This window comes from Serratia marcescens (assembly GCF_006715005.1).
GTDB lineage: Bacteria > Pseudomonadota > Gammaproteobacteria > Enterobacterales > Enterobacteriaceae > Serratia > Serratia montpellierensis.
The window spans coordinates 2,677,766-2,693,416 of sequence record NZ_VFMJ01000001.1 but is presented as its reverse complement, the minus strand read 5'-3'; the positions used below and the strand labels follow the sequence as shown (position 1 = coordinate 2,693,416).

At 61.3% G+C, this 15,651-nt stretch carries 12 protein-coding genes; 4 read left to right on the top strand and 8 right to left on the bottom strand.

Annotated features, from left to right (window positions below):
* Positions 1 to 5: 5 nt before the first annotated feature.
* Positions 6 to 2,285 carry an ATP-dependent Clp protease ATP-binding subunit ClpA gene (gene clpA / locus FHU12_RS12970; RefSeq protein WP_004928343.1) on the top strand — a complete coding sequence of 760 codons (2,280 nt, stop codon included), beginning with the start codon at positions 6 to 8 and terminating at the stop codon, positions 2,283 to 2,285.
* A gap of 205 nt (positions 2,286 to 2,490) precedes the next feature.
* Here clpA and infA read toward each other — a convergent pair whose 3' ends face one another.
* From infA to FHU12_RS27150, 8 genes are all read right to left on the bottom strand, one after another.
* Positions 2,491 to 2,709: a translation initiation factor IF-1 gene (gene infA / locus FHU12_RS12965; protein ID WP_002211347.1), complete on the bottom strand. Its 219-nt coding sequence runs from the start codon at positions 2,707 to 2,709 to the stop codon at positions 2,491 to 2,493.
* A 105-nt stretch (positions 2,710 to 2,814) separates the two neighbouring features.
* Positions 2,815 to 3,540, bottom strand: a complete 726-nt coding sequence (gene aat / locus FHU12_RS12960) for a leucyl/phenylalanyl-tRNA--protein transferase (RefSeq protein ID WP_047727955.1) — start codon at positions 3,538 to 3,540, stop codon at positions 2,815 to 2,817.
* A gap of 29 nt (positions 3,541 to 3,569) precedes the next feature.
* Positions 3,570 to 5,309: a heme ABC transporter ATP-binding protein/permease CydC gene (gene cydC / locus FHU12_RS12955; protein ID WP_141969783.1), complete on the bottom strand. Its 1,740-nt coding sequence runs from the start codon at positions 5,307 to 5,309 to the stop codon at positions 3,570 to 3,572.
* Positions 5,310 to 5,311: 2 nt separating this feature from the next.
* Positions 5,312 to 7,078 (bottom strand): heme ABC transporter permease/ATP-binding protein CydD, encoded by a 1,767-nt coding sequence (cydD, locus tag FHU12_RS12950; protein WP_141969781.1) that lies wholly within the window; start codon positions 7,076 to 7,078, stop codon positions 5,312 to 5,314.
* A gap of 175 nt (positions 7,079 to 7,253) precedes the next feature.
* Positions 7,254 to 7,871 (bottom strand): glutathione transferase GstA, encoded by a 618-nt coding sequence (gene gstA / locus FHU12_RS12945; protein ID WP_141969779.1) that lies wholly within the window; start codon positions 7,869 to 7,871, stop codon positions 7,254 to 7,256.
* 93 nt (positions 7,872 to 7,964) lie between these two features.
* Positions 7,965 to 8,852, bottom strand: a complete 888-nt coding sequence (locus FHU12_RS12940; protein WP_141969777.1) for a LysR family transcriptional regulator — start codon at positions 8,850 to 8,852, stop codon at positions 7,965 to 7,967.
* Positions 8,853 to 8,927: 75 nt separating this feature from the next.
* Positions 8,928 to 9,899 carry a thioredoxin-disulfide reductase gene (gene trxB, locus FHU12_RS12935; RefSeq protein ID WP_019454557.1) on the bottom strand — a complete coding sequence of 324 codons (972 nt, stop codon included), beginning with the start codon at positions 9,897 to 9,899 and terminating at the stop codon, positions 8,928 to 8,930.
* A gap of 158 nt (positions 9,900 to 10,057) precedes the next feature.
* Positions 10,058 to 10,498 carry a hypothetical protein gene (locus FHU12_RS27150; RefSeq protein ID WP_185742306.1) on the bottom strand — a complete coding sequence of 147 codons (441 nt, stop codon included), beginning with the start codon at positions 10,496 to 10,498 and terminating at the stop codon, positions 10,058 to 10,060.
* Positions 10,499 to 10,553: 55 nt separating this feature from the next.
* Between FHU12_RS27150 and lrp the strand changes: the two genes are divergently transcribed.
* The 3 genes from lrp to lolA all read left to right on the top strand — a co-directional run bounded on the left by lrp (position 10,554) and on the right by lolA (position 15,611).
* On the top strand, positions 10,554 to 11,048 hold the full coding sequence (gene lrp / locus FHU12_RS12930; RefSeq protein WP_004928318.1) for a leucine-responsive transcriptional regulator Lrp: 495 nt from the start codon (positions 10,554 to 10,556) through the stop codon (positions 11,046 to 11,048).
* A gap of 120 nt (positions 11,049 to 11,168) precedes the next feature.
* Entirely contained in the window at positions 11,169 to 14,801 is a 3,633-nt protein-coding gene (locus tag FHU12_RS12925) for a DNA translocase FtsK 4TM domain-containing protein (RefSeq protein ID WP_141969775.1), read from the top strand.
* 198 nt (positions 14,802 to 14,999) lie between these two features.
* Positions 15,000 to 15,611, top strand: a complete 612-nt coding sequence (gene lolA, locus FHU12_RS12920) for an outer membrane lipoprotein periplasmic chaperone LolA (protein WP_141969773.1) — start codon at positions 15,000 to 15,002, stop codon at positions 15,609 to 15,611.
* Positions 15,612 to 15,651 lie beyond the last annotated feature (40 nt).

Genomic DNA, 15,651 nt, shown 5'->3' with positions numbered 1-15,651 from the left:
TGCTTATGCTCAATCAAGAACTGGAACTCAGTCTCAACATGGCTTTCGCCAGGGCGCGTGAGCACAGACACGAGTTTATGACCGTGGAGCACCTGTTGCTGGCGTTGCTGAGCAACCCTGCCGCGCGAGAAGCGCTTGAGGCATGTACGGTGGATCTGGCCGCGTTGCGCCAGGAGCTGGAAGCCTTCATCGAACAAACCACACCGACGCTGCCCGCCGGCGAAGAAGAGCGCGACACTCAGCCGACGCTCAGCTTCCAGCGCGTGCTGCAGCGCGCGGTCTTCCATGTGCAATCTTCCGGCCGCAGCGAAGTGTCCGGCGCCAACGTGTTGGTGGCCATCTTCAGCGAGCAGGAGTCGCAGGCGGCCTATCTGCTGCGCAAACACGACGTCAGTCGTCTCGACGTGGTGAACTTTATTTCACATGGCACGCGTAAAGACGAGCCGGGCCAAGCGCCGAATGCGGAAAACCCGGTGAACGAAGAGCAGTCCGGAGGGGAAGACCGTATGGAAAACTTCACCACCAACCTCAATCAGTTGGCCCGTGTGGGCGGCATCGATCCGTTGATCGGCCGCGATCGTGAGCTGGAGCGCGCGATTCAGGTGCTGTGCCGCCGTCGTAAAAACAACCCGCTGCTGGTCGGCGAATCCGGCGTCGGCAAGACCGCCATCGCCGAAGGGCTGGCCTGGCGTATCGTGCAGGGCGACGTGCCGGAAGTGATGGCGGACTGCACGCTGTATTCGCTGGATATCGGCTCACTGCTGGCCGGCACCAAATACCGCGGCGACTTCGAGAAGCGCTTCAAGGCGCTGCTCAAGCAGCTGGAACAGGATCAGAACAGCATTCTGTTCATCGATGAAATTCACACCATCATCGGCGCCGGCGCGGCTTCCGGTGGGCAGGTGGATGCCGCCAACCTGATCAAACCGCTGCTGTCGAGCGGCAAGATCCGGGTGATCGGCTCGACCACCTACCAGGAGTTCAGCAACATCTTCGAAAAGGATCGCGCCCTGGCGCGCCGTTTCCAGAAGATCGACATCACCGAGCCGACGGCGGAAGAGACCGTTCAGATCATCAACGGCCTGAAGGCCAAGTATGAAGCGCACCACGACGTGCGTTATACCGCCAAGGCGATCCGCGCCGCGGTGGAGCTGTCGGTGAAATACATCAACGATCGTCATCTGCCGGACAAGGCGATCGACGTGATCGACGAGGCGGGCGCCCGCAGCCGGTTGATGCCGGCCAGCAAGCGCAAGAAAACCGTCAACGTGGCCGATATCGAATCCGTGGTGGCGCGCATCGCTCGCATCCCGGAGAAAACCGTGTCGGCCAGCGATCGCGACGTGCTGAGAAACCTGGGCGATCGCCTGAAGATGCTGGTGTTCGGCCAGGATCAGGCGATCGAAGCGTTGACCGAGGCGATCAAGATGAGCCGCGCCGGTCTGGGCCACGAGCGCAAGCCGGTCGGTTCCTTCCTGTTCGCCGGGCCGACCGGGGTCGGGAAAACCGAGGTCACCGTACAGTTGGCCAAGGCGATGGATATCGAGCTGCTGCGTTTCGACATGTCCGAGTACATGGAGCGGCATACCGTCAGCCGTCTGATCGGCGCGCCTCCGGGCTATGTCGGTTACGATCAGGGCGGGCTGCTGACCGATGCGGTGATCAAGCATCCGCATGCGGTGGTGCTGCTCGATGAGATCGAGAAGGCGCATCCGGACGTGTTCAACCTGCTGTTGCAGGTGATGGACAACGGCACGCTGACCGACAACAACGGCCGCAAGGCGGACTTCCGCAATGTGATCCTGGTGATGACCACCAACGCCGGGGTGCGGGAAACCGAGCGCAAGTCGATCGGCCTGGTGCAACAGGACAACAGCACCGACGCGATGGAAGAGATCAAGAAGGTGTTTACGCCGGAATTCCGCAACCGTCTGGACAACATCATCTGGTTCAACCATCTGTCTACCGAGGTGATCCAGCAGGTGGTCGACAAGTTTATCGTCGAACTGCAGGCGCAGCTGGATGCGAAGGGCGTCTCGCTGGAAGTGAGCGACGAAGCGCGCGACTGGCTGTCGGTGAAGGGCTACGACCGTGCGATGGGCGCTCGCCCGATGGCGCGCGTCATGCAGGAAAACCTGAAGAAACCGTTGGCCAACGAACTGCTGTTCGGTTCGCTGGTGGACGGCGGTTCCGTGAAGGTCGAGCTGGACAAGGACAAGAAACAGCTGACCTACCACTTCCTCAGCGCCGCCAAACGCAAGGCGGACGAGGGCGCGGTGCACTAAGGCTGCCTTCAGGCAAAGAAAAAGCGATGCTTCGGCATCGCTTTTTTTATGGGTGAGATTCACCGTACAACAGAAACGAGTGAGCCCTCTCAGTTTACCTGCGCACCTGCAACCCGTTGTGTAACGTCGCTGCGGGGGTAAACGGAAAGGGCTCCCGAGGGATTACATCCTCGATGCCGCCAGCGTGTGGCGCGCGGTGAGCCGATTAACGGCTACGGAAGACAATGCGGCCTTTGCTCAGGTCGTACGGGGTCAGCTCTACAGTGACTTTGTCGCCCGTCAGGATGCGGATATAGTTTTTACGCATTTTACCGGAGATGTGTGCGGTTACCACGTGCCCGTTTTCCAATTCAACGCGGAACATGGTGTTCGGCAGCGTATCAAGAACGGTGCCCTGCATTTCAATATTGTCTTCTTTGGCCATCGAATCCTCTAGGTCTAACTACCTTAGTTTTTAACCGGCAAGATAATGCCGAAAAACCCCCATTATGTAAAGATGTGTCGGTGAACATTGCACCGTTTCCATCAATTAGTTTACTGGAGAGGGCGGTTCAGCCGGCTGTGGGGATATGACTTGCGGCTCCCAGCACGCCGGCGCCAAAGGCCGCCGTTGAAGGGTACTGAGCTGCTGCAAAAATTGACGGCGCGGAATTTCACGCGCGCCAAGGCGGGCAGTGTGAGCGTTCAGCACCTGGCAGTCAATCAATTCCCCGCCATAAGCGGCAAAATGGCGGCAAAAGGCCATCAATGCGCATTTTGAGGCGTTGGTGACGCGGCTGAACATCGATTCGCCGCAGAACAACGCGCCCTGCGCCACGCCGTACATGCCGCCGACCAGTTGATCATCCTGCCACACCTCCACCGAGTGCGCGTAGCCGAGGCGATGCAGATGCTGATAGGCACGCTGTACTTCCGGGCCGATCCAGGTGCCTTCATCCGGCCGGTGGGCGCAGGCGGCGATCACCGCGGCGAAATCATGATTGAGCGTGATGCGAAACGGATCGTGGCGCAAAAAGCGTTTCAGACTGCGGTTGAGATGGAACTCGGCCGGGAACAGCACCGCACGCGGATCGGGTGACCACCACAGAATCGCTTCCCCCGGCGAGTACCAGGGGAAGATACCGCGCTCGTAGGCCGCCAGCAGCCGCGGCGCCGTCAGGTCGCCGCCGATAGCCAGCAGGCCGTTGGGATCGCGCAGGGCGCCCTCAGGCGAGGGAAACGCCAGCGACTGGGGGGAAAGCTTAACGATGCGCATACAGGGTCTCTGCGTCCTCTACGGGCCGATTACGGCGCCAGGTTGCTGATACGGTTGCGAAAGCGGGCATAGCGGCCCTGCTGGCGCATCAGGGTGGCGTGATCGCCCTGTTCGACAATCCGGCCGTCATCCATCACGCAAATGCGGTCGAGATGCTCCAGGCCATACAAACGGTGCGTCACCAGGATCAGCGTCTTGCCCTGACAATGCCGGCGCAGCAGCGCCAGGATCTGCTGCTCGGTCTCGGCGTCCAGGCCTTCGGTCGGTTCGTCAAGCAGCAGCAGCGGGGCTGGGTGCAGCAGCGCACGGGCGATGCCCAGACGGCGCTGTTCGCCGCCGGACAGCTGCCGGCCGCCTTCGCCGAGCCAGGCGTTCAGCCCGCCGTCGCTGCCCAGCAATTTGCCGAGCCCCACCTGCTGCAGCACGTCACTCAGGCGAGCGTCGTCGGCATCCGGCGCAGCCAGGCGCAGGTTTTCCCGCAGCGTATCGCTGAAGATATGCACCCGCTGGCTGACGACCGTGGTCATTTGACGCAGCGTGGTTTCATCATATTCCTCCAGCGGTTCGCCGTTGAGCAGAATGTTGCCGCCGTCGGTGCGCCAGGCGCGAGTCAGCAGCTGCAGCAGGGTGGACTTGCCGCAGCCGGTGCGGCCGAGCAAGGCAATGTGTTCGCCGGCCGCCACCTCGAGCGTGACGTCGCGCAGCACCGGCTGTGGCTGGTCGGGGTAGGTGAAACTCAACTGCCGCAGGCTAAGCTGAGCCCGATTGGCGGCGGCCGGGCCGGCCGCCGGGAAGGTGACCTCCGGCTGACGATCGATGATCTGTTTGACCCGTGTGGCGGAGGCGATCACCTGGCCGAGATGCTGGAAGGCACCGGCGACCGGCATCAGCGCTTCGAACGACGCCAGCGCGGCGAAGACAAACAGCGCGATCAGCGCACCGGGCTGGGTATCGCCGCCGATGCCGGCGGCGGTCAGCCACAGCAGCAGCGTCACCGTCAGCCCGCTGGCGAGGATCATCAGCGCCTGCGCCTTGCCGCTCAGCGAGGCCTGCTGCCACTGGCGGCGTTGCCACCGCTGTTCGGTGGCGTTCAGCGTCTGGCGGAAGTCGTTGACGGCACCGAACACCACCAGCTCGGCCTGCCCCTGCAGCCAGGCGGTCAGGTCGGTACGGTATTGGCCGCGCAGGGCGGTAAGCTGGCCGCCGATCGGCTTGCCGGCGCGATAAAACACCGGCGGCACCAGCAGCAGCAACAGTAACAGAATGCCGCCCAGCGTCAGGGCGAGCGCAGGATCGAGCCAGCTCAGGCCGTAGGTGACCACCAGGATCACCACCGCCGCGCTGATCAACGGCGAGATCACCCGCAGATAAAGATGATCCAGCGTGTCCACGTCCGCCACCAGGCGATTGAGCAGATCGGCCTGGCGGAAACGGGCGATGCCGCCCGGCGTCAGCGGCAGGATCTTGCTGAAGGTGAATACCCGCAGATGCGACAGCACGCGGAAGGTGGCGTCGTGGCTGACGACGCGCTCGGCGTAGCGCCCGGCGGTGCGGAAGATCGCCGCGCCGCGCACGCCGGCGGCCGGCAGCATGTAGTTGAAGGTCAACAGGCCCGCCAATCCGGCCAGCGACGAGGCGGCCAGGAACCAGCCGGAGAGCGCCAGCAGGCCGATGCTGGCCAACAGAGTGACGATCGCTAAAAGGATGCCCAGGCTAATCAGCAGGCTATGGCGGCGATACAACGCCAAAAACGGCAGCAAAACGCGCATGATTAAAGCTCCCCGCGGCGATGGGCGATCAGAGTGGCAAACAGGCCCGGCTGGGCGCTGAGGGTGGCGTAATCGCCCTGTTGCACGATGCGCCCGTTATCCATCACCCAGATCTGATCGTAGTCTTCGGTGTCTTCCAACTGGTGCGTTACCAGCAGGGTGGTTTGCTGATGCGAAGCGGCACTCAACGCCTGCATGACCCGCTGTTCGCTGTGGGCATCGAGGCTGGCGGCCGGTTCATCCAGCAGCAGCAGGCGGCGCGGGCCGATCAACGCCCGGGCGACCGCCACGCGCTGCGCCTGGCCGACCGACAGGCGAGCGGCGTTGTCACCCACTTCGGTGTCGAGCCCCTGCGGCAGATAAGGGAGCAGTTCGCTGACGTAGGCGTGTTCCACCGCCTGCTGCAGCTGCGCTTCGTCGGCCTGCGGGCAGCCCAGCAGGATATTGGTGCGCAAGGTTTGCGCCGGCAGGTGCGGGTTTTGGCCGACCCAGCTCAGCTGTTGCCTCCAGTTTTCTGCGGACAGCTCACGCAGCTCAATGCCGTTGACGGTCAATGACCCGCGATAGGGCAGGAAGCCGAGCAGCAGATTCAGCAGCGAACTTTTGCCGGCGCCGCTCAGCCCGACCAACGCCACGCGCTGCTGCGGTTGCAGGGTGAAGCTCAGCGGCCCGGCCAGCAGCACGCCGTTCGGCGACAGAATTTCCAACGCGTTTGCCTGCAGCGTCAGCGGTTGCTCGGCGGGCAGTTGCCGCGTGCCGTTGCCCATCTGCTCGCCTTCGGCGCTGAGGAAAGTTTCCAGCGCTTCTGCCGCGCCGATCGCCTGCGCTTTGGCATGGTAGAAGGTGCCGAGATCGCGCAGCGGTTGGAAAAACTCCGGCGCCAGAATCAGCACCAGAAAACCGGAAAACAGCGTCACGCCGAGGCCGTAGCTGCCGAAGTTGAGTTCGCCGAGGTAGGAAAAGCCGAAGTACACCGCCACCACGGCGATGGAAATCGAGGCGAAGAACTCCAGCACGCCGGAAGAGAGGAAAGCCAGGCGCAGCACTTCCATGGTGCGGCTGCGGAAGTCTTCGGAGGATTTGGCGATCTGCGCCGTTTCGGCCTGCGCGCGGTCGAACAGCCGCAGGGTGTCCAGGCCGCGCAGGCGGTCGAGGAAGTTGCCGCTCAATCGCGCCAGCGCCACGAAGTTACGGCGGTTGGCGTCGGCGGCTCCCATGCCGACCAGCGCCATGAACAGCGGGATCAGCGGCGCGGTCGCCAGCAAAATGATGCCAGCGGCCCAATTGATCGGGAAGACGGCGATCAGGATCAGCAGCGGGATGAAGACCGCCAGATACATCTGCGGCAGATAGCGCGAGTAATAGTCCTGCATATCCTCGATCTGCTCGACGATGATGCTGGCCCAGCTGCCCGCCGGTTTGCCCTGGATCCAGGCCGGACCAAGCTGCTGCAGCTTATCCAGCACCTGTTGGCGCATGCGCTGGCGGATCACCTGCCCACACAGGAAACCGACCCGTTCCCGCAACCAGCTCAACAGCGCCCGCAGCGCGAACGCGGCGGCCAGCCAGATAAACGAAGGGATCAGCTGTTCGCGAGGGGTATGCTCGATGATCAGGGCGTGCAGCAGGCTGGCCAGCAGCCATGCCTGCGCCACGATCAGCAGGCCGCTGAACAGCCCCAACAGCATGGAAAGGCGCAGCCAACGCTGCGCCAACGAACTCTGGGTTTTAAGCCAACGGGTTAACTGTTGCTGTCTGGTTTTTTTCATCAGATATGCGTCTGCGTCGCCGGTGCCCGTTTGTTACGGACTGGGTTAACGTACTGTTAAATAATAGTGTTTGGCGCAATCGGCGACAAACAAGCGAGGTCCCATGTTACCTCGTCACCCGGCAGACTGAAAATAATAAAGCGGCCAAATGTGGCTATAACAGACGCGTTACCGACTATTTGACTTCCTCACTCGCGGCCTCGGCTTCCAGAGCGGCGCGTACCGACGCTCGCTCTGCGATCCGCGCCACATAATGCTGGAGCGCCGGCCACTCGCTCAGCGAAATCTCGAAGCGCGCCATCCAGCGCAACACGGTAAACAGATAAGCGTCAGCGACGCTGAAATGCGCTCCCAACAGATAGGTTTGTTGTGCCAACGCTTGCGCGAGATAACCCAATCGCCGTCTCAACTTGTCGCGTAGCAACGCCTTGGCGCCGTCGGGCAGGGCGTCATTGAATAAAGGGGCGGCGCCGGCATGGATCTCGCTGGTGATGAAATTAAGCCACTCCTGCAGCCGTACCCGCTCAAAGGCCGTCGGTGGCGGTGCCAGCCGGTATTCTGGGCGCAGATCGGCGAGGAATTGAACGATGGCGGGGCCTTCGGTGATCACTTTGCCGTCGTCCAGCTGCAGGGCGGCGACGTAACCTTTAGGGGTGATGCGATAGAAATCCTCACCGTCGGCGCACCGCTTGCTGCGATTGTTCACCCTGATCAGGGTGAAAGGGATCGCTAATTCCCGCAGGACGATATGTGGGGCCAGCGAGCAGGCATCGGGAGCAAAATACAGCTTCATGCTATTTCCTTGTGGGTCAATGAGAACGCTTGCCACAGCATGCCGATGCGGGCACCGGCGGGGAAATGGAAATTTCAGAAAGCTGCTATTAACTCAGCGACTGGCCAGGGTTTGCTCCTGTTCGCGCAGGTAATTCAGCAGGGTTTGGACGGGGGGCTGGGTCACCGCCTCGGATGAGCAGGCCAGGCCGAAACGGCGATAAACCGGCGCAACGAGCGGCAGAGCGCAAACTCCGAGCGCATCGGGCGGGATCACGGACGCGGGCATCAGCGCGACGCCCGTGCCTTCCTTGACCAGCGTCAACGCCGTTTGCCAGTCGCTGACGGTGGCGCGGACATCGGCCAGCGCCAGGCCCGACTGCTGCGCCAAACTTTGCGCATTCACATCGCATCCGCCGGTCGCCAGGATGAAAGGCAGCCGGAACAGGGCATCCAGCGCCACCGGCCGCCGTTCTCGCGCCAGCGGGTGCGCGCTGGGTACGACAGCCAACCAGGCATCCTCCCCCAAGGGGAAACACAGCCGCTCCGGTGCCGGATTGAGCACCACGCCGATGTCTGCCGTTGCCGATGTTAACCAGCTCTCCACTTCGTGGTCGGTGCCCTCGAGCGTAATCAGCTCAATGTCGGGGTACAGACGGCGAAATTTGCGCAGCAGCGGCGGCAACAGCGTGCTGAATGCCGACGGGAAACTGGCCAAGCGTATTTTGCCCGCGTGCGCGTTACCGGCTTGCTGCGCGCATTGTTGAATGGCCCGTAGCCCTGCCAACATCGAGCGGGCATGGCCGACGATCTGCAGGCCGCTTTGGGTCAGGACGACATTGTGTGGCTGGCGCACCAAAAGCCGGGTGCTCAGCATCGTCTCCAGTTGAGCGATGGCCTGGCTGGCGGCAGACTGCGTCATACCGCAGATCGCCGCAGCCTGAGTGATGGTACCGCTGTCGGCGACGGCAACCAGCAGGCGCCAGTGAAGAAGATTATGCATCGGCGTGCATCCTCCTGGGGGCTGAAGACAAAAAAAGCGGCTCGAGAGCCGCTTTTTGCTGATGAAGAGAACGTCTTAGCAGACTTCTGCGCCGGCGATGCCGTCCAGGTAACGCTCTGCGTCCAGCGCCGCCATACAACCGGTGCCGGCGGAGGTGATCGCCTGGCGATAAATGTGATCCATCACGTCGCCTGCGGCGAAGACGCCGGGGATGGTGGTTTGGGTCGCATTGCCGTGAATGCCGGACTGCACCTTGATGTAGCCGTTTTCCAGCTCCAGCTGGCCGCCGAAGATGCCGGTGTTCGGGCTGTGGCCGATGGCGATGAACACGCCTGCCAGCTCCAGCTCACGGGTTTCGTTTTCCGCTTTGGTGCTGCGGATACGCACGCCGGTCACGCCCATTTCATCGCCCAGCACTTCGTCCAGCGTATGGTCGGTGTGCAGCACGATGTTGCCGCTTTTCACTTTTTCCATCAGCCGGTCGATCAGGATCTTCTCCGAACGGAAGCTGTCGCGCCGGTGGATCAGGTGAACCTCGGCGGCGATGTTGGACAGGTACAGCGCTTCTTCAACGGCGGTGTTGCCGCCGCCGACCACGGCGACTTTCTGGTTGCGGTAGAAGAAACCGTCGCAGGTCGCACAGGCGGAAACGCCTTTGCCCTTGAAGGCGTCTTCGGAAGGCAGGCCAAGGTAGCGGGCGGAGGCGCCGGTCGCGATGATCAGCGCGTCGCAGCTGTATTCACCGCTGTCGCCGAACAGGCGGAACGGACGCTGCTGCAGATCGACGCTGTTGATATGATCGAAGACGATCTCAGTCTGGAACTTCTCCGCGTGCTCGCGCATGCGCTCCATCAGCGCCGGACCGGTCAGGCCTTCGGCGTCGCCCGGCCAGTTTTCCACTTCAGTGGTGGTGGTCAGCTGGCCGCCTTGCTCCAGACCGGTGATCAGCACCGGGTTCAGGTTGGCGCGCGCCGCGTAGACGGCGGCGGTGTAACCGGCCGGGCCGGAGCCCAGAATCAGTAATTTGCTATGTTTAGCCGTGCCCATGAATAACCTCTTTATTCCACAATGGCGGACAATGAAGCCGATTGTAGGGAAAATGGCGCAGTAAAAAAAGCGCCGGGCGACGTTGTTAACGATTTGTATGATAGTTGTCGCCTATTAATGCACCCGCTGTCGGCAAATCGTACGCCGAACGCAGAAATTTACCTTATCAAAGCCGCATTCGGCTGCCGAATCGCCAACCGCGCAAAAACGGCGCATTCTGCGACTTCAGCCGCTCCCTGCCGGGGTTTATCTGCCAGCGATTCATAACCAAAAATGGGATGCAGACTTTTCATGACGGTACGTTGTTCTGATTTTGCTTCTTTTACTTTGACAATCCGCTGCGCATTTGCGAAAACATCATAGGAAGAAGAAATTATCCCCGTAACACCAGCAAATCGTACGTATTTACGCCGCAAGGCGACAATACGCGGTGGATGTGCGGAGCAGGGCGCGGAAGCGTTTGCTGATTTTTTCTCGACCGAAACGTCGTTACCGGCGTTGCGCGGGGTTGGACAGACAGGCTGCGCGACGTGGAATGATGGTAGTGAAGAAGCATATGACAGGCATCGGGTCTTCGCTTGGAACGAACCCTTACACATTGACGTTGGCTAGGGTGTGGCAAGTGCACGGAAGAAAATAAGAGAGACAATAATAATGGCAGACAACAAGAAACGCCCGGGTAAAGATCTTGACCGTATCGACCGCAACATCCTGAATGAGCTGCAGAAGGATGGGCGTATTTCGAACGTCGAGCTTTCGAAGCGCGTGGGGTTATCCCCGACACCATGTTTAGAGCGTGTGCGCCGTCTCGAGCGCCAGGGTTTCATTCATGGCTATACCGCATTGCTCAACCCGCATTATCTGGATGCGTCCCTGCTGGTTTTCGTGGAGATCACGTTGAACCGCGGCGCGCCGGACGTGTTTGAGCAATTCAACTCGGCAGTGCAGAAGCTTGAAGAGATTCAGGAGTGTCATCTGGTTTCCGGTGATTTCGACTACCTGTTGAAAACCCGCGTACCGGACATGTCGGCTTACCGCAAACTGCTGGGCGAAACGTTGCTGCGTTTGCCGGGAGTTAACGACACCCGTACCTACGTAGTGATGGAAGAAGTGAAACAGAGTAACCGTCTGGTTATCAAAACACGGTAAGGTGCAGGTGCAAAACCTGATTAAATTGGTTACACTCCTGTTTATTCATACAGTTTCGGCGCCGGGGAAGCTTCTCGGCGCTGTTGCTATGTCAGCTAACAGGAACCTGGAGAGCCTTTCTTGAGCCAGGAATATACAGAAGATAAAGAAGTTACCCTGAAAAGACTCAGCAGTGGCCGGCGTTTGCTGGAAGCTGCGCTTATCGTGGTAGCGATTTTTGCCGTTTACCTCATGGCTGCGCTGGTCAGTTTCAACCCGTCTGACCCAAGCTGGTCGCAGACCGCGTGGCATGAGCCGATTCACAATTTGGGTGGCGGTGTTGGGGCCTGGTTGGCCGACACGCTGTTCTTCACCTTCGGGGTGCTCGCCTACGCGATACCGCCGATCATGCTGGTCCTGTGCTGGGCGGCCTATCGCCAGCGCGGCAACAGAGACTACATCGACTATTTCGCGCTCTCCCTGCGCCTGATCGGCACCTTGGCGTTAGTGCTTACCTCCTGTGGGTTGGCGGCGCTGAACGTTGACGATCTCTATTACTTCGCTTCCGGCGGCGTGATCGGCAGCCTGCTGAGCAACGCCATGTTGCCGTGGTTCAACGGCATCGGCGCTACGCTGGCGCTGTTGTGCGTGTGGGCGGCGGGGCTGACGCTGTTTACCGGCTGGTCCTGGCTGGTGATCGCCGAGAAGATTGGCGGTGCGGTGTTGGGTGTCGCGACGGTGATGACCAATCGCTCACGCCGCGAAGATCGCTATTTCGAGGATGACGAGCGCTACGTTGACGACGAGCCTGAGCAGGCAGGGAAGGGCGCCGCTGCAGCGGTTGCGGCGACCGCCGCCGGAGCCGCGGCTGCCGATGACGACGTGCTGTTCTCCGCACCTTCGGTCACCGAAAGCGCCAAAGAGGCGGCGGAAGACGCCGCCGATCCGTTGCTCAGCGGCCTGCGAGCCGACGATAGTGAGGTTGAAGCCGACGCCGCGCCAATCGCGCCGGCGGCTTCGCCTGCACCGGCGGTGACGGCAGAGATCCACGAGCCCGTTGCTGCACCGATCGCCACACAGGCGCCGTCGATAACGGTGGCACCGACAGCGCCGGCCTCGGTCAATCAGCACCCGGTGAGCGCCCCGGCGCAAGACGCCACGCCGCCGCTGTATTCCTTCGAAATCCCGGAAGAAACGCCAGCGCCTAAGGCGACGCGCCCTGCCGATCCTTATCGGGACGATGATGAGCCGCGCCTCGGCAATTGGCAAGAGCCGACAGCACCGCAGCCGCCGGCACGTTCTCCCTTTGATTTTACCGCCGCGCAGCGCGACAGTGCCGACGTCAGCGGAGCAGGTGGTTTCAGCGCCACCGGCGCCAAGCCGCAGCTGGATACGGCAGCCGCTGCCGCGGCGGGCGCCGCAGCAGCGACCTTTATGCCGGCCTTCACGGCCACCAGCGACGGCAATTCGCAGGTTAAACAGGGTATCGGCCCTGAGTTGCCGCGGCCGAATCCGGTGCGTATTCCGACCCGCCGCGAGCTGGCTTCCTACGGCATCAAGCTGCCTTCGCAGCGCGCGGCCGAGCAGGAACAGCGCCAGGCGGAGCCTCAACAGCCGACGGCGATAAATCCGCAGGAAGAAGAGGCGCTGCAGGAAGCCGCGCTGCGCCAGGCGTTCGCTACGCAGCAAAGCGAGCGCTATGGCGAAAGCTACGAGCCGGAGCAGGATGATGAAAATGCTCAGCAGGAAGCCGAGCTGAGCAAGGCGTTCGCCGAACAACAGAATCAACGTTACGGTGAAGTCCAACAGGACGATGAAGAGGCGCGGCAAGAGGCTGCGCTGCGTCAGGCGTTCGCCGAGCAACAGCAGGCACGTTATGGCCAGCAAGAGACTGCCCCGCAGGCGCCGGCCGCCAGCCCGGTCGATACCCGCAATGCTTTCAGCTTCTCGCCGATGGCGGATTTAGTGGACGATGGCCCGAGCGAGCCGATGTTCACGCTGTCCCCACAGCTTGAAGAGCGCATTGAACAGCAAAGCGAGCAAGAGGACGACGTGCCGTTTGGCCAGTTTGAGCCTGCGGCGCCGGCTGCCCAACCTCAGCAACCGCACTCTCAACCGTATCAACAGCCGCAGCAACAGCAGTATCAACCGCCGTCGCAGCAGCAATATCAGCAGCCACAACAACCGGTGCAGCAGCCTCAGCAATCTCAGGCCGAGCAACATCCGGCGATGGACAGCCTGATTCACCCGTTCCTGATGCGCAACGATCAGCCGCTGCAGAAGCCGACCACGCCGTTGCCGACGCTGGATCTGCTGACCGAAGCGCCGAAAGAGGTGGAGCCGGTCGACTCCTTCGCGCTGGAACAGAAGGCGCGCCTGGTGGAGGCCAGCCTGGCCGATTACCGCGTGAAAGCCGACGTGGTGGACATCCTGCCGGGGCCAGTCATCACCCGCTTCGAGCTGGATCTGGCGCCGGGCGTTAAAGCGGCGCGCATTTCCAACCTGTCGCGCGATCTGGCGCGCTCGCTGTCGACTTCGGCGGTGCGCGTGGTGGAAGTGATCCCCGGTAAGCCTTACGTCGGTCTGGAGCTGCCGAACGCCAAGCGTCAAACGGTGTACCTGCGCGAAGTGCTGGACTGCCCGGCCTTCCGCGACAACCCGTCGCCGCTGTCCATCGTATTGGGTAAGGACATCTCCGGCGAACCGGTGGTGGCCGATCTGGGCAAAATGCCGCACTTGCTGGTCGCCGGTACCACCGGTTCCGGTAAGTCGGTCGGGGTCAACGCCATGATCCTGAGCATCCTGTATAAAGCCACGCCGAAAGAAGTGCGCTTTATCATGATCGACCCGAAAATGCTGGAATTGTCGGTTTACGAAGGTATTCCGCACCTGTTGACCGATGTGGTCACCGACATGAAAGACGCTGCCAATGCGCTGCGCTGGTGCGTGGGCGAAATGGAACGTCGCTACAAGCTGATGTCTGCCCTGGGCGTGCGTAACCTGGCCGGCTACAACGAGCGCGTCGATCAGGCCGAAGCGATGGGGCGCCCGATCCCGGATCCGTTCTGGAAACCGACTGACAGCATGGACATCACGCCGCCGGTGTTGGAGAAAGAGCCGTACATCGTGGTAATGGTCGACGAATTCGCCGATCTGATCATGACGGTCGGCAAAAAGGTCGAAGAGTTGATCGCTCGCCTGGCGCAGAAAGCGCGTGCGGCGGGTATCCACCTGGTGCTGGCGACCCAGCGTCCGTCGGTGGATGTGATCACGGGTCTTATCAAGGCCAACATCCCGACGCGTATCGCCTTTACCGTGTCGAGCAAGATCGACTCCCGCACCATCCTCGATCAGGGGGGCGCCGAGTCCTTGCTGGGTATGGGTGACATGCTCTATCTGGCGCCGAACTCCTCGATTCCAGTGCGTGTACATGGCGCATTCGTGCGCGATCAGGAAGTGCACGCGGTGGTCAAGGATTGGAAAGCGCGCGAGCGGCCCCAATATAAAGAGGGCATTCTCAGCGGTGGCGAAGACGGCGAGGGCGGTGCCGGCGGCGGTATGGACGGTGACGAAGAGCTGGATCCGTTGTTTGACCAGGCGGTGGATTTCGTGGTGGATAAACGCCGCGCCTCCATCTCCGGCGTGCAGCGCCAGTTCCGTATCGGTTATAACCGCGCGGCGCGCATCATCGAACAGATGGAAGCGCAGGGCATCGTCAGCGAGCAGGGGCACAACGGCAACCGCGAGGTGCTGGCGCCGCCTCGGCACGATTGATGGTCGTTTAGCCATTGCAATTCAATAAGAAAGGGCCGCTTAAGCGGCCCTTGTGCAAAGAAGCGTAAACCCGTTTCTTCTCGGAATATTGGCCTACCGGCCGATCGCCGGCTTCGGGTAAAGTAAGCGGGTATAGGGTTGATTTGACCCGCACGGCGTCGCCCTGCGGTTAACGCATTTCATAAGGTATCTGGAATAATGAAAAAACTGTTAGTTGCCTGCTGTCTGCTTTCGGGATTCGCTTCTACCTCCGCGCTGGCCGACGCCGCACAGGATCTGCAAAGTCGCCTGGCGAAGGTGAACAGTTTCCACGCCAGCTTCTCACAAACCGTGACCAGCGCCGACGGCGCTGCGGTGCAACAGGGGGAAGGCGAGCTGTGGGTGAAGCGGCCAAACCTCTTCAACTGGCACATGACGTCGCCCGATGAGAGCGTGCTGGTCTCCGATGGCCAGACCCTGTGGTTCTATAATCCGTTCGTCGAGCAGGTGACGGCGACCTGGCTGAAGAACGCCACCGGCAATACGCCGTTTATGCTGATCACCCGCAATAATGCCAGCGACTGGAAACAGTACAACGTGAAGCAAAAGGGCGATGATTTCGAGCTGACGCCGAAGTCTGCCAGCGGCAACCTGAAGCAGTTCGCCATCAGCGTGACCAACAGCGGTACCATTCGCAGCTTCGCTGCGGTGGAGCAGGACGGCCAGCGCAGTTCCTACACGCTGAAAAGCCAGCAGAACGTCGCCGCCGATCCGGCCAAATTCAAATTTACCCCACCGAAGGGGGTGACGCTGGACGACCAGCGCCAGTGAGGTGCAAGTGAGTAATAATCTGTCGCTCGATTTTTCCCAG